13 protein-coding genes are annotated in these 14,518 nt (G+C 45.2%); 5 read left to right on the top strand and 8 right to left on the bottom strand.

The window, feature by feature from the left end; translation table 11 throughout:
* The first annotated feature begins 30 nt into the window (after positions 1–30).
* Positions 31–330 carry an HU family DNA-binding protein gene (locus NQ564_RS00660; RefSeq protein ID WP_008152139.1) on the top strand — a complete coding sequence of 100 codons (300 nt, stop codon included), beginning with the start codon at positions 31–33 and terminating at the stop codon, positions 328–330.
* A 221-nt stretch (positions 331–551) separates the two neighbouring features.
* Here the strand turns inward: NQ564_RS00660 and NQ564_RS00655 are convergent, their stop codons facing one another.
* Together NQ564_RS00655 and NQ564_RS00650 are read right to left on the bottom strand one after the other, a co-directional pair.
* Positions 552–1,115, bottom strand: coding sequence for a flavodoxin family protein (locus NQ564_RS00655; RefSeq protein ID WP_008152140.1), 564 nt, complete (start codon positions 1,113–1,115; stop codon positions 552–554).
* Complete coding sequence (locus tag NQ564_RS00650) at positions 1,112–2,071, bottom strand: arginase family protein (protein ID WP_039848411.1); 960 nt, start codon at positions 2,069–2,071, stop codon at positions 1,112–1,114. Before NQ564_RS00650 ends, NQ564_RS00655 begins: the two co-directional genes overlap by 4 nt.
* A 177-nt stretch (positions 2,072–2,248) precedes the next feature.
* Here NQ564_RS00650 and NQ564_RS00645 point away from each other — a divergent pair, with 177 nt between their 5' ends.
* Positions 2,249–2,599 carry a winged helix-turn-helix transcriptional regulator gene (locus tag NQ564_RS00645; protein WP_008152145.1) on the top strand — a complete coding sequence of 117 codons (351 nt, stop codon included), beginning with the start codon at positions 2,249–2,251 and terminating at the stop codon, positions 2,597–2,599.
* Between the two features lie 48 nt (positions 2,600–2,647).
* On the opposite strand, the gene NQ564_RS00640 is transcribed toward NQ564_RS00645, so the two are convergent.
* The gene (locus tag NQ564_RS00640) at positions 2,648–3,508 is read right to left on the bottom strand and encodes a helix-turn-helix domain-containing protein (protein ID WP_008152147.1); all 861 of its coding nucleotides are present in this window, start codon (positions 3,506–3,508) and stop codon (positions 2,648–2,650) included.
* A gap of 129 nt (positions 3,509–3,637) precedes the next feature.
* On the opposite strand from NQ564_RS00640, the gene NQ564_RS00635 reads away from it, so the two are divergent.
* Positions 3,638–4,264, top strand: a complete 627-nt coding sequence (locus NQ564_RS00635; RefSeq protein ID WP_008152152.1) for a nitroreductase family protein — start codon at positions 3,638–3,640, stop codon at positions 4,262–4,264.
* A gap of 10 nt (positions 4,265–4,274) precedes the next feature.
* Entirely contained in the window at positions 4,275–5,171 is an 897-nt protein-coding gene (locus NQ564_RS00630; protein ID WP_008152154.1) for a DMT family transporter, read from the top strand.
* A gap of 131 nt (positions 5,172–5,302) precedes the next feature.
* On the opposite strand, the gene NQ564_RS00625 is transcribed toward NQ564_RS00630, so the two are convergent.
* A complete protein-coding gene (locus NQ564_RS00625; protein ID WP_039848412.1) occupies positions 5,303–5,593 on the bottom strand; it encodes an LPD11 domain-containing protein in 291 nt (96 codons plus the stop codon).
* Positions 5,594–5,993: 400 nt separating this feature from the next.
* Here NQ564_RS00625 and ung point away from each other — a divergent pair, with 400 nt between their 5' ends.
* Positions 5,994–6,656: a uracil-DNA glycosylase gene (ung, locus tag NQ564_RS00620; protein WP_021861925.1), complete on the top strand. Its 663-nt coding sequence runs from the start codon at positions 5,994–5,996 to the stop codon at positions 6,654–6,656.
* A 36-nt stretch (positions 6,657–6,692) separates the two neighbouring features.
* Here ung and NQ564_RS00615 read toward each other — a convergent pair whose 3' ends face one another.
* From NQ564_RS00615 to NQ564_RS00600, 4 genes are all read right to left on the bottom strand, one after another.
* The gene (locus tag NQ564_RS00615) at positions 6,693–7,688 is read right to left on the bottom strand and encodes a FimB/Mfa2 family fimbrial subunit (RefSeq protein ID WP_039848342.1); all 996 of its coding nucleotides are present in this window, start codon (positions 7,686–7,688) and stop codon (positions 6,693–6,695) included.
* 196 nt (positions 7,689–7,884) lie between these two features.
* The gene (locus NQ564_RS00610) at positions 7,885–9,486 is read right to left on the bottom strand and encodes an Mfa1 family fimbria major subunit (protein WP_008152166.1); all 1,602 of its coding nucleotides are present in this window, start codon (positions 9,484–9,486) and stop codon (positions 7,885–7,887) included.
* Positions 9,487–9,539: 53 nt separating this feature from the next.
* A complete protein-coding gene (locus NQ564_RS00605) occupies positions 9,540–11,387 on the bottom strand; it encodes a hypothetical protein (protein ID WP_008152168.1) in 1,848 nt (615 codons plus the stop codon).
* Positions 11,384–14,179, bottom strand: a complete 2,796-nt coding sequence (locus NQ564_RS00600; protein WP_008152171.1) for a fimbrial protein — start codon at positions 14,177–14,179, stop codon at positions 11,384–11,386. The genes NQ564_RS00605 and NQ564_RS00600 overlap by 4 nt, the downstream gene beginning before the upstream one ends.
* Positions 14,180–14,518 lie beyond the last annotated feature (339 nt).

Raw genomic sequence — 14,518 nt, 5'->3', positions numbered from 1 at the left:
TTTATAAACCTCATAAAATATTTTGAAAGTATGACAAAAGCAGAAATTGTTGCTCGGATTGCAAAACAAACCGGAGCAGAAAAGGAAGTGGTAATGAATGTAGTAGAGGCATTCATGGAAAGCGTAAAAGGGGCTATGATTGAAGGGAATGAAGTATTCCTACGAGGCTTCGGCAGCTTTATCATCAAACATCGAGCAGAGAAAGTAGCCAGAAATATTTCACAGAATACGACCATTGTAATCCCGGCTCACTCTATCCCGGCATTCAAGCCTTCCAAGGCATTCGCGGATATGGTTAATGGCAAAAACAATAAAGATAAAAAGCTATAACCTACTGCAATTCAGTTATTCTCCGTTTAAAGATACGGAAGGAAGCGCGATTTGCGACCTGCTCGTTTACGACAAATTTAGTTTGAAGAAAATGGAGTGCTTCTGCAAGAAACGTTACAAAGAAATACATTAAACTTACGGACATAGAATAAAAAAGTGGAGAAAGGCATCCCATTGATGTTTTTCTCCACTTTTGATGTGAATCGACGACCTATATGCAGTCAGGACAGACTTTGAAGCATGGCCGCCATATTATATCCTAACGTCTGCATGGTCTTGCTTCCCCTCTCGTCTCTTCCCATCGGGGAATGGCTGTCGAAGAGCATATTCCAATAACTGCTGCTGACTATGGGCATCTCGCTAAACGAAAAATACTTGTTAATGCGGTCAACCGTATTGTTCGCACCGGAACGCATACAACTTGCCACGGCAGCGGCGGGTTTTCCCCGGAACAGTCCGCCATGTGTGCTGGCAGCATAGAATACACGATCCAGTAACGCGCATAGAGCACCGTTGGGAGCGGCGAAATAGACAGGGCTTCCAATAATAACGCCGTCTGCTTTCAATATGGCTTCGATCAGATCGTTGCAAGTATCGTCCGAGAAAACGCAACGAAAGGTTTTACCGCACCCTTCGCAGTCAATACAACCACGCACAGGCCTGTTTCCGATCCAGAACCATTCGGTTCCGACACCTTTATCCTGCAATGCCTTTTCCACCAGACTTAATGCGTGATACGTTTCTCCCTTTTGATGGGGACTCCCGTTTACCAAAAGCACTTTCATTTCAGCAAGGGCAGTTGGTTTAACATTTCCTTGATACGGATAGCGGTACGGGGCATCGGTTCGGCAACGGTCAGACCCACAATTTCTTTCTCTTGTGCGATGTCGTTTATCACACGCACCACTTCCGCAATTTTCATCCCATTGGGAACAACACCGACTGCCGCTATTATTTCGGCAGGATCGAGTACATCCATATCGAAATGGACAACTACTTTCGACGCACCGCATGACTTCAACCATTCCCGTATCGCGTCGCTGTTCTCTCGCACGTCTTCCGATGTCAGATGTTTGATACCGTATCCTTTCTGCCTTTCCTTAATTTCGTCGCATTCCCAATCGCGTAAACCAATAAAAAGGATTTTAGACGGGTCTATCCTTGCGGGCAGTTCCGAGACGATTTGCTTGTCACCCAAACCCATGCAGGCCGTTACCGCCATGGCATGATAGGCCGGGTACACATCGCCGGGCAGAGTGATGTCCGGGTGTGCGTCGATCCAGACCATTGCCACATCATCCTTGTATTTTCCTGAAAGATACGTGAACGGCACGACGCTTACCGAACATTCTCCTCCCAACGTGACAATCCTGTCGGGTGACTGCACCTTCAATATATCCAGAGCAGCCTTTGTTTGTACGATGATGGCATCCTTGTCCAAAACCCCGTCCGTCACTTTCCGCTGCACGAGGTCTGTGGCCACCGGAACGGTGTATGTCTCCTGCCTGCTGTCGGGTGCAAGGAAGTTCAACAGCTGCGCCCCTAAATAATATCCTCTCGATGCCTGTTCGGGATCTTTCACTTCCGTTATCCACCGGGCAATGTCACCGCCCTGCCATTGTGGATAAACGAGCCTGATTGTCTTTAACTGTTTTTCCATATTGCTTTTACTGATAATTTTCTGCGCATGGACCGTCATGCCAATAGCCAATAACGTACCCAATACAAATAATTTTCTCATAATCATAATAACCGTATCTGTTTTTGCCGCAAAATTACCAAACTGCTTGCAGTCATGCAATTACTGCTGAATTATTCATATACTGATAATTTTATCATATACTGACAATTTTATCAGTACACATGAAAAGATTATAGCAGGAAAAGACTAATTTTGCACCATATAATAAACGAGATCATGTACGAAAAGAAAATACCGTTCAATATCGACTGCTGCATCAAGGTAACAATGGAAGTCATCGGCGGAAAATGGAAATGCTGTATCATAGACGCGCTGAAAGACGGGGCGAAACGTCCGAGTGAAATTCACAGGCATTTTTCCGAAGCGAACACGCGGGTCATCAACCAACAGCTGAAAGAGCTGGAGATGCACGGGATTATCGAAAAGAAAATTTTTGCCGAACTCCCGCCTCATTCTGAATATTCCCTGACCGAGATGGGACGGACGTTGCTCCCCATCATCGGTAAACTTGAAGATTGGGGCAATATGTTCCGCCCTACACTGAAAAAGATATATGGCATAGAATAATAATGATCACATTCCTATCGGGTAAACGGGAGGGAAACGGATGATTCCTCAAATTGCAAGATTATCTTTTCTGTATTTACCCGGCGACACTCCTTTTTCTTTTGTGAACACTCTTATAAAATGGGGCAAATCGCTGAATCCCACCAGATAGCATATTTCCGACACGGATTTCTGCGAGTGCTTCAACAAGCCGCAGGCAGTGTTCAAACGGTATTGCATAACGAACTGCATGAACGTCATTCCCTTATGCCGCTTGAAATAGGAGCAGAAAGCGGAACGGTTCATGCCCACTTCAGCGGCAATATCGTCGAGCGAAATCGGGTGGACGTAATGTGCCATGACGTATGTGCAGATCTGCTGCATACGCCTCACGTCGCGCTCGATTCGTACCGGCTTACCGGCAAACGTGTAATCTGTTGCGGTGAAGACGGTCGGCAAGAGCTGGAACATCGTGCATAGGCGTCCCAATTCATCCATTCCACTCATCTGCGAAAGTGCTTGCCGAATAGTCCGGGAGCTTTCCGGCCCGAATATCAGAGCCTCGGTCGGAAAAGTTATGCCTGCAAGCCTGTTCCGCAGTTCGGGAAACGCCTCGATACACTTTTGTACAAGGGAGTGGCTGAAAGCCACCATCAGGTAACGGACACACCCTTTATCGTCGGCCGATGACGGCTCGTAGTCCCAATGATGGTGCATTGAGGGTGGGATTAGTACCACGTCTCCTTCCGAAAAGGTCTGTAAGGTGTCGCCGGCCATTCTGGTTCCGTGTCCGTGTACCACGTAATAGAGTTCCCAAGCATCGTGTTGGTGCAACTTGGCCTCCAGCCGGGTGTCTATCCGCTGGTCTATGAAAAAAAACGAGTGGTTTTCCACGTCCGGCAATTCATACGGGATTATCACATCTTCCATCTTACAAAAATTTAATATTACAAATATACAACAATTATTTGAAACGATAAAGCAAATAACAAACAACAAACCGCACTACCTTTGCAAACGTAAATAATGATATGTCCAACATAATAAACGAATTACATTATGGATTTCTATGAAGTATTGGAGAAACGCCGTACATACCGTGATTTCTCCGACCGTGAAGTAAGCGACGAGATTTTGAAAAGAGTAATCGGTGCGGCATTCAAAGCTCCGACCAACGACCACCTGCGCCAGTTGGAGTTCGTCGTGGTGCGTGGGCGCGAGAATATTGCGAAAATAATCGCTCCGCTTGCCAAGAACATGGCGGCGTTCAAAGAGCTGGTGGCCGAAGTGGACGAGTCCGATGACGAGGACAAGATGGCGATGTTCGCCGACGCACTGCCAAAACAGCAAAGGATGTTGATACAAAGCGGCCTGCTTGTTATCCCTTTCTTCCGCCAACTGACATGGCCGTTGCTCAAACCCGTGGAGCAAAGCTCGCTCAACTATTTCGCTTCGGCATGGTGTGCTTTGGAGAACATGCTGCTCGCAGCCACCGCTGAAGGGCTGGGGACGGTGTTCCATATCCCCGTGGCTGACGAAGCGGAGAAAATCAAGCAAATCGTGAACGCTCCCGAAGACTACGAGTTCACCTGCCTGCTGACAATGGGCTATCCCGCCGAAAACGCATTCCTGCCCAAGCAGAAGGTAATCGATGTGGAAAGCAGAATACACACCGGCATCTGGTAAAATGGGCTGCATGAAAGGACATGTCCTCATATTGACAGCAAATATCCTGTTCGGCGTCAGTATGCCGGTATTCAAGTATCTGCTGACATCGGATTTTCCGCCGGAGGCGATTACCTATATGCGTGCTGCTTTCGCTTGTGCGATGTTCTGGATCGTGTCCTTTTTTGTTGTACCCGGAGAGCGAGTTCCCCCGAAAGATTTGGGACTGCTCGCCGTCTGCGGCTTATGCGGCGTGGGGTTCAACCAATGGTTGTTCGTTACCGGGCTACGGAGTTCTTCACCCGTCGATGCGTCGATCATCGCCACAGCCGTACCGATTTTCGTACTGTTGTTGGCGGCGGTTGTACTCAAAGAGCCGATAACTGCAAAAAAATCGGCAGGTGTCCTGCTGGGTGTCGGTGGAGGGTTGCTGCTCGTGTATAGTTCCGTGCACGCAATGGACGGTGAAAGCAGTCTGAAAGGTGATATGTTGATGTTGTTGAACCAGATGCTCTACTCCGTCTATCTGGTATTGTCCAAGCCGCTCTCATTGCACTACTCACCGGTTACGGTCATGAAATGGATGTTTCTTTTTTCGGCGTTGGCATTGACGCCGTTCTGCCTGCGGCATTTGCAAGAGGTTCCGGTTTTCCATCGGGAAACATTCGACGGCATGGAGTTGTGCGCTCTCCTTTATCTGCTCACCGGAGCCACGTTCCTTTCGTTCCTGCTGATTCCGATGGCATTGAAATATATCCGTCCGACCACCGTCAGTATGTACAACTACGTGCAGCCTATCGTGGCCTCCGGGATAGCCGTCTCGATCGGGCAGGATACCTTTTCCTTGCAGAAATTGACGGCAGCCGCACTGGTATTCGCCGGGGTCTGGTTGGTTACAAAGAGTAAGAAAAGGGAAATAATAAATTAGAAAAGGCAGGACTATAAAACAGGAAGATGGACCAATACCGTCAATTATTACAGCGATTGGCTGTTGAAGTGGTTCGGGAAGGGCTGTGCTTACTCACATAACCCTTTGTTCCCGAATCACATTTTGACGTATTATTCTTTAACTATTATCATCTTTTTGCTATATTCTATAATTTCGTCCATCGTCAGCCATTCCGGTTTTTCGTCTTCACTGAAACTGTCATACAGTTTTATCATGAAATCAATTTGCCGTTCTTCGTTCCCTGCCCATAAGCATTTAGGATGTCTGTTCCCATAATTGAGGTAATATTCGCAATCCGATTGAAGCCGGGAAAGTAGCATATACCTGAACCGTGAATCGCGTTGCATAATGTCATCGTCTGTCATTCTTCCATTTGGGGTTGTTTGATGTACTGTACTCATAATCTCTGTCGTTTTTAAGTTGATTTTTCTTTTCCCTTTGGTACTATCCTGCATCGAGAAATAAGAAATGGGAGCAACAAAAACGGGTGGTATAAATACCACCCGTACAAAAAGCCTTACTAATCATAGCCTGGCTTTGGTCAATAATTCTTTTTGTTTTTGCTGTCAAGGTTTCGGTTTCTTTTCATAGTTAGGGTTTTGATATGCACAAATGTAAACGATTATTTTAAAGTTTGCAAATCTTTATTGATTTTTTCTTTTAATAATGACGATTTTTGGATGAATTTCATTTTTATGACTATAATTGCACTTGCTTGTTGACTCTACCCTTCTTGATAATCTCTTGATAATCTCCTGCGAAATATATACTTTTGCATTGTCCTAATTAATGCGCTATGCCATGAATGTCAAAATAGAAGAAAGCTGGCGGAAACGCCTTCAGGAAGAATTTGATAAACCATACTTTGAGCAGCTAGTCACATTTGTCAAAAATGAATACAAAAAGGCCCATGTACTTCCTCCCGGACACCAGATATTCCATATCTTTAATACCTGTCCGTTCGAGAAAGTGAAAGTTGTTATTCTGGGACAAGATCCTTATCCTAATCCAGGACAATATTACGGAGTTTGCTTCTCCGTCCCGCAAGGAATTCCCATTCCGGGATCGCTAGCCAACATATTCAGGGAAATACATCAAGATTTAGGTAAACCAATCCCCACATCCGGCAACCTAGACCGTTGGGTAGAGCAGGGCGTATTTTCTATGAACTCGGTCCTGACCGTACGGGCTCACGAAACCGGCTCACATCGGAATATGGGCTGGGAAACTTTTACAGATGCAGTGATAAAAAAATTGAGTGATGAACGTGAGAATCTGGTATTCATGCTATGGGGAAGTTATGCAAAAGAGAAGATCGCTCTTATCGACACCCATAAACACTTGGTGCTGACAACTGTGCATCCATCTCCACGCTCTGCCGATCATGGTTTCTTCGGATGCAAACACTTCAGTAAGACGAATGCTTTCCTCCAAAGCAAAGGTATTCAAGGAATCGACTGGTGAGAGGTACGAATCGTCCGACAGGCAGACAGGTTTTCATTATATTTCACCTTCCGTCTGAAGATACCAAGTCCATCCATTGATCTGAATCTGTATGGCCTGCCACAGGTCGGAAGAAGATTCCGCAAAGAAAAAGACAATCTTATGTTCGTCTTGACGATCGAGATATTCCTGCACCCCCCAATTATTCCCCTCCATAGCAGTCATGGCAAAGTAATCAATCAAGTTGATACTGAAAACTTTTCTCCCAGTCGTCTTATCGGTCACGACAAAGCGGCTTTGGCGATCTTCCATCAATCGCATCGTATTCAACTCTACCACGGCGGCAGAAGAATTCTTCTGTTCCATATAATAAGGGCGGAAACTCAGAATATCGTCATCCAGCAACGAATTGTCATAGGCCATGTATCCGTTCGATTCAATTATCTCATAGTTATAATTATTCATATCCAGCCCCCAAGATTTTCCCGAAACACTTCTTGTATCCTCTCCAGAATATCCCTGGAAAACGAACCGTACTTTGTTCGTATTCTTGATCAGGCTTATTACTTCAATCTGGTTCGTGGTTCCTGTAAAATCCACCCGATGACTTACGCCATGCCAGAGCGGTTCCAACTTCTTATCTATAATACAGGATTCTTCCCGCTTTAGCCGTAACCGCATATCTACCATATCATAGCCACTTCTGGGTGTAGTGACGTCGTACGACTCGTGTACACCCACCCATGCAAGAAACCGATACTGTCCAACGGGCAACTTCACTTCCATCAGGTAACTGCCCGTAGCCAACACATCGCCTTCTTCCGACTGCATAAACAGGAATTTCCCCTCTTTGTCAAAAACGTAAAGTTCCACTTTATCAACCTGGGTATGGAATGCATCCGTGAAAAGCATATTATAGTCGTATTTGAATTTGACATACAAACGGCATTCCGGCAAATCTTCGTCGAAGATATTGCACGAGGTCACGAACAAAGAACCAGTTACAAGGAAAAGGCTCAAACAGAAATAATGTATAAGATTTTTCAGTTCCATATATTTTTTGATTATGCTATTATTATATTAGTTTCATGCAAGAGAAACAAAAGTTCCATGCAAGGAGAACAAAAGTTCCATAGGCATGAAACTTTTATTCCGTAAGCAGGGATTAGAGAATCGGAGCCGTCTTATAAGGAAAAGCACCGGGAGACAAACTCCCGATGCTTCAAAGGGAACGGTAGCCATTGCAGAATTAAAATTCTTCAACTTGCTTATACCAGGTCCAAGGGTTCACATTAATCTGTATGGACAACCATTTTTCATCTTCCTCATCCGGTTCGTCCGTTCCAGGGTCCGGAATGATCGGATATCCCGGATTATTGAACTTGCTGACTACGATATCATAAACAGAGTTACGGACTACTCCGAATTCACCTAATTCGTTAACGGCCGCATCAGTATCGTCATGTTTGATAATCGCTTTGTAGTAGCAGACAGCTCCTGCATAATAGGTGAGACTTCCTACCGTTTTTGCCCGTTCCGTGTCAGACTTTCCGAGGATAGCCGCCTTTTTGTTGCGGAAATCGTTCATTGTCGCAGGAATACCTGCCTTGTCGTCAGGAAGAACCACTTCACCGATGCCGATACCTTCTGTGCCCAGATATTTATTGAATGCGCTGGTCAATGCCGTTGAAATCAATAAAGGTTCCGGCTGGTTGAATTTATAGGTCAGCTCTGCTTCAATCCAACTCATCAAAGTCGTGAACGTATAATAGCCACCGTTGATAAGCATCCAGTCTCCTTTTTCATCCTGGTCCGTAGAGGCGGTAGCCGTTCCCGGCATTTTATATTCATTCGGGATGAATTTGGCTTTGAATAAGACATGCGTGGTATAAGCATGCATATTGCTCGCTGCATCCTGCGTATTTTCAAGACAATATTTACTTGTACCAGATGCCAACCAGTTACCATCTCCCGGATCAGCGGCCACATACGTGTAGTCTGTACCTACGTTATGGGAGGCGAAATTGGGATCTTTCCGGTAAGAACCTTTCCTATATTGGTCGAAAGGCGCACGGAATCCACCTCCGTTCGTTTCATACCAAGTTGCAAGCCGCTCGGAAACAGGAAAATATTTCTTATTTGTCACATTCAACAGCCATCCACCATTATCAAGATTAATAGTGGCGGAAGATTCGGTATTCGCATTGATCGCTACACGGACCTTTGCCACCACACGGTCGATATTAACAGATAACGGACTCGTTGTGGCTGCCTGTGAAGTCTTATAAAGCACTAAGTCCGTATCATCACCGTTACTCAGGGAAGGTTCCAGATGCCCTTTGGCATTTGTCATCATAAAACCATTTGTAGAAGAGATAAGACCTGCTTCTTCTGCAATCTCCGCATTGATTACACTGTATGCCTTACTGACAGTCGTGATTTTATCCGGAAACTTCGCAGAAGGATTAGCTACCAACAGGATGTGCTTGGAAGTGGCCGGAATCTTGAATGCCGTACCGGCGGTTCCTGTCGGCTGTCCGGTACTGCTCAGTCCGGCTTCATCATTTGTCAACTCGATATCGGCCGTAACTACCGGGTCCGCATCTTTTGTAAAGAAGATGGCTCTGACCGTCTTTATTTCCGATTCAGGTTCGGTTCCATTTTCAAAATCCGGATTGTTCAAAGCACGCGTAACAGGTGTAGATGGAGTGATCACCTTCAATGCCACCCAGGCTTCGCCTGTCGGATCCGTCACGATATCGCTGTTTCCACTCGAGCCGATGTCGTCATTACTGCACGCAGACAATATCATTGCCGCCAATGCAAACATACCAAAATACTTCTTTTTCATTTTTCTACAATTAAACCGTTATTAACTTATTTATTTATCCCTTTTCCATCCTATTAATTGCTTGCAATTCCTGATTGGGTAATTTCTATTTTAATTCGCCTTGTCGCATTACCATTTGCTGATGAACCATGTTCACCGATGGTGGTCAAGTACACAAGCCCTTTTCTTGCCGAACCTCCATTAGGCAATATTTCCATATATATGACTCCATCATCTACCGTTATACGATCCGTATCGTTCCGGTCACTATCCGGGATGGAAGGACGTAATTTGATCCAGTTCTTCGGATTGTCCGTTCCATCTTCCACATAAGCAGACAGGCAGTAATAGTTTATTTCACCGATTTCCGGATTCATGTTGTTTGTCGGCATATACCGCAGAGTCATTCCAGCGGCAGGTATCGCATTTCTCTGCCTTATGTGAACCTGCTTTTCCAAGTTTCCGAGCTTTAGTGTGATATATGCATTCTTTCTATCCTCGTAGCCGGGAGCCGGACCTTTCATGCCTTCTTCATACCATTGCAACCCGGCAGACACATTCACTCCGACCGCCGCTATACGCGGAGAGACATTATTATCGACGATCGGGATCTTTCCATCGGCAGGATATGCCAAGCGGAAGACACCTTCGGCAACCTCTTGTGCGTTGTCCGTCACACTTCTAGCATCCGGAAAATTGACCTTACAATCTGTAACCAGTCTAAACGCCTCATGATCGGCCATCTCATCCGCGTAGACTATAAAGACCGAATTACTGACTCCCAAGTAATAGTCGTTGTTGGCCGTGATTTCATAAGAATCGCTGTCATCTATCAAAATCATGAAATCAATGTCCGTGTTGGAGGCTTTAGAGGCTTTGGCATCCGCCACGCTATCGTAGCCCGGACCTTTCACCGTTACGATCGTAAACGTATAAGCACGATTCCGCAATATTTTAACCGGTTGCAGAAGCTGGTCCACAATTACCATTTTATAGTAATACTCACGTCCGCCATATTTTCCTTGAATAATCATATATGAGCCGGCCAAGATGCTCGATTCATATAGATATACCGGCGTTTTCTCCGTACTCTGTCCCTCATCCGTCCATTCGGCCGTAACCAATGGAGCCGAATAGGCAGCGTCATTCCGGTACTCCGTCAAGTTGGATGTGTTATCCATTATAGAGCCTGTCAGATTGTGTAACAACCCTTGCCGGGGGACATTTACAACCGCGGAAACTCCTTTCAATTCAAAATTAGGCGCCTTATTCGTGATCACCATTTTAGCAACCGCACGTACAAGTTGCAGCGAACTTTTGTCTGTGTTTTCTATTTTTGTCGTGTTATCTATCTTATCTACCGTCAGCAGATAGCTCATTGGGATAAGTTCACCTGCGCCGCTATAAGGGATAACCGTACAGGACGGAGCGTTCAATGGCTCGGTCAGTAAACGGGAACAGATATCAGACAAAGTCGTTACCTCCGGGGTCATATTCAATCGGAAATTTTCTGATGTAAACGAATATGCAGTGACGGCATCGCCATAATAAAAAAACTGTTGTGGGTTTGCCAATATCAGCAACCGATAGTTACTACCGGCAGGCTGCCTTGTCAATATCACGTATCTTTTTCCTGCCAGTTCGAAAGCCTGTGCCGCTTCTATAAAAGTCGCATTCGCATCATTGCCTTTGAAAACGAGAACCCAGGGAGCCATGCCGACCGTATTCTCATCCTCCAGTCCCTTTGTCAAAGGAAGAGGATAGGTATTCGCCCTGGCGAAAATCTCCACCCTCACTTTCCCGTCCGAACTATTCCCTTCTTCCGGCTGTCCCGATAAGAATACTTCGGATTCGCAGCCCGACATAAGCAACAGCAGTGCCGGACAAAGCAAATAAACCATATGTGTCAATATTTTTATCATCTCCTTACACAACGAATTGATAAACCGTAATGATTACTAATTGATTTCGGAGTCGTAGCCATATAATTGAGCTCCATACTCCACACGCTGCCATAAGGTGCGCCTTTCTCTTCTCCGTTTATTTCATTAGTCCATCCGGGAGCAGAAGAAGCAGCCCAGTAATATCCCGTCTCACTCACATACTCCAAGCTTCCGTCAGAATGCCACCTTCTTCCCGAGGCTGGCAAAAAGAGCGATGCATCATTGTCTGCATTGAAAAACAGGTTTCCTCCAAAAGCAGCCCCAGTATTATCCAAAGAGACTCCTTTGTAATAACTGATTTCCTCTGTAACACCGTCTACCCTTGTGGTTCCATTCAACATTTCGGCGGTTTTAATGGGTCGCCTATCAAAAAAGCCGTCGGCATAGAATCCGTACTTCACTTCACCCAGTACCACAGGTATATACTTTTCAGTTCTGTAAGTCTCATCAGAAGGGGAATCGGTTGTCAAATGATTCCCGTCTCCTCTCATCGGATTGCGGAACAAAGACATTCTCCATTCCGACTGGTTGACCTCCGTATCGTTGAAACTGTTAACAGCTTTACGGTCCAGTGGCCCGTCGGCCGGACGATAATATCCGGGAGGACATAGTTCGTAATAGTCCTTATATTTGGTTCCTGTCGCCGGGTTCCAATAGAAAGCCGTATTGAAACGCTTCATAGGCCACCCCGCGATCTCCCAAGTAGACTTGTTTACATTCGTCGGATGATATGCCCGTCGGGCCAGATCCGCATCTTCAACCGGCAATCCCCATTGGAAGAAAGCCCCTGCCTGTGTCGGATACTTGACAAAATCGACTTCATCCGCCAGATTGTTAAAATTAATCTGGTGCCATACAGCCTTTGTGCCCGGATCGTTCTTAAAAGCCTTTACCGTCAGATTAAACGGAGAGAACTTCCGTCCGAAAGAGCTTCCGGAACTTCCACTTCTCATCAGATAATCAGCAGCCTGTCCTTGACGGACGTGAATTGTTGTATGTACAAAAGATTCTCCATCTTTATAGCTGACATTCACGATGCCATACCTTGGTCTATCCGGATCGTGATTTTCCTCCCTCAATCCAATCCTAAAATAGATACGTCCTCTCCCACTGACCGAACTGCCATCTTCCGACTTGTACAGATTGGGAATCACCGGATATTTCTCAGGATCACCGGGGGAATCCGTCCCGATCTGGGGATCGAAACTCGGAGTGGAACTTAAAACAATAAAATCCTTATACTTGTCAGGAACTTCGGCCGTCCATTCGTGCCAATAACTCCATCTTATCCCACTAATCACCCTTTCACCGATTTCATTATCCCGGTAAAAAGCTCCGACATAAGGGTTAGACCACGGATCGGAAGTAGAGTTAGCAATAAACGGGTAGCGTATGCCCTCTTGTTTGACATGTACTGTAATCGTCCTTTTCAGCGGATTTACGGCAATGATATTTCCCTCTCCACCCTGATAATACTTTTCTGCTGCGACCAAAGTGATCTCATATGTCTCTTCACCAACCTCATTCGGGCGGTCCAGCAAAATATCCATATAGCCTGAGCCTGTATCCGGATTATACGAGATCCTTTCATCTGAATTCGGTTTCCACCATTGGCTGGACAAAGCATTGAAGACCGTATTTGTTTCCTGCTCTTCATTTGTGCGTACGACTCTAACCACCTCCGAAACTCTTACGACCGGCATATTCGACGAAAAAGAAATACGTGCTCCATTAAAATCGGTTATACTGACTTCGGTATGTGACACATTCAAGGTCCTATTACCGGAGATCTCCCACTCATTATCTGTTTTACCCCATTCGGTAGCTACAATATTCATTTCAAGGGATTCTCTTATAATCCCGGTTAGGTCAAGTTTCGTGTTATTAGGTAAGCTGTAGTCTACAGGATCAGAGGCGATCTTCAACTCACACGAAGGGTTGTATTTATCCTTCAGATTCACAGTAAACACTATCGCCTTATTCTTATCATCTTTCGTATCTAGTTCATTGGATGGCAAAATAATACGGGTTATTTTCTTTGCCCACGTTGCCCCTTCGACAGCCGGGATCGTATCAGAGAAATAGCTTTTATCACGTGTAAATGTCCGAGTGGTGCTCCGCTCTACTGGCGTACCGTTATAATTAGCCGTCAAAGGAACCAAATTTGGAATACCGCTGAACGTAACCCCCGTAAAGGCATCATCAAAATTATCCAAAGCAGCTACCGCCTCCAACACGACATCGACACGCACGGCCAACCTGTCTAAGGCTAACTGCAACAGAGAAGTCGTCGTCCCGTCTTCCAACCTGGCCCCCTGACCACTATCCAGGATCGTGACATTCTTGATTTCCTGTATCATCGGAATGATCCGCTCGGAAGTAAAGTAACTTTCAGGGAAAGCGATGTTATTCAGATCATCGTAACGCGAGATGGCCGACAGCCGGCCTTCGATAGAAGTATCGGTTACCGGTTCATTGGCCAGAAAGACAAAGTCATAGCTGCCTACCGTAACCGGATGCCGTATAATATCATTCTGTGAAGCCTTATAGCGTATATTCGTTATACAATTGCCAGTTGAAGGATCAAAAGTCAGAACACGAAGCGTCCGAATGACATAATCTTCCGAGCTTCCTGCATGTGTAGCACTCTGTACTCCCATTCCCTTGATAGAGATAAATGCCCCATCCGCATTACGCTCGACAAGAGTTTCATCTACACAAGAGGACAATACCGCCAGTAGTAAAACATAAATTATATTTTTATATACCATATACTCTGTTTCTGTAAATTAATATCCCTTCCGTTACCTATACAACAGGATATCCATCGTATAAATATTTTCAGTATTGCAAATTTCAGTAAATCAAATAGAATAGGAAAGGATATGTATTTCTGATACAGAAAACAGGAGCCATGAAGAATGACTAATAATGCTATTAAGTAAGAAGCACGTTGCTTTATATGCACAAGAAGGATAAATAAAGACTATATTTATATTATCCGTATAAAAAATAAAAACAAGTTTCGATAATCGCAAAAAAGCCGGTAGAGACACAGACATGTAGGACACGACCGTAATAACAAAGCGAAAGGTATATAAGAAAAAATG

Origin of the sequence: Parabacteroides johnsonii DSM 18315 (genome assembly GCF_025151045.1) — a bacterium.
Lineage (GTDB): Bacteria > Bacteroidota > Bacteroidia > Bacteroidales > Tannerellaceae > Parabacteroides > Parabacteroides johnsonii.
Note: the sequence above shows the minus strand (reverse complement) of the source record. Positions and strands in the feature narration are given on the sequence as shown.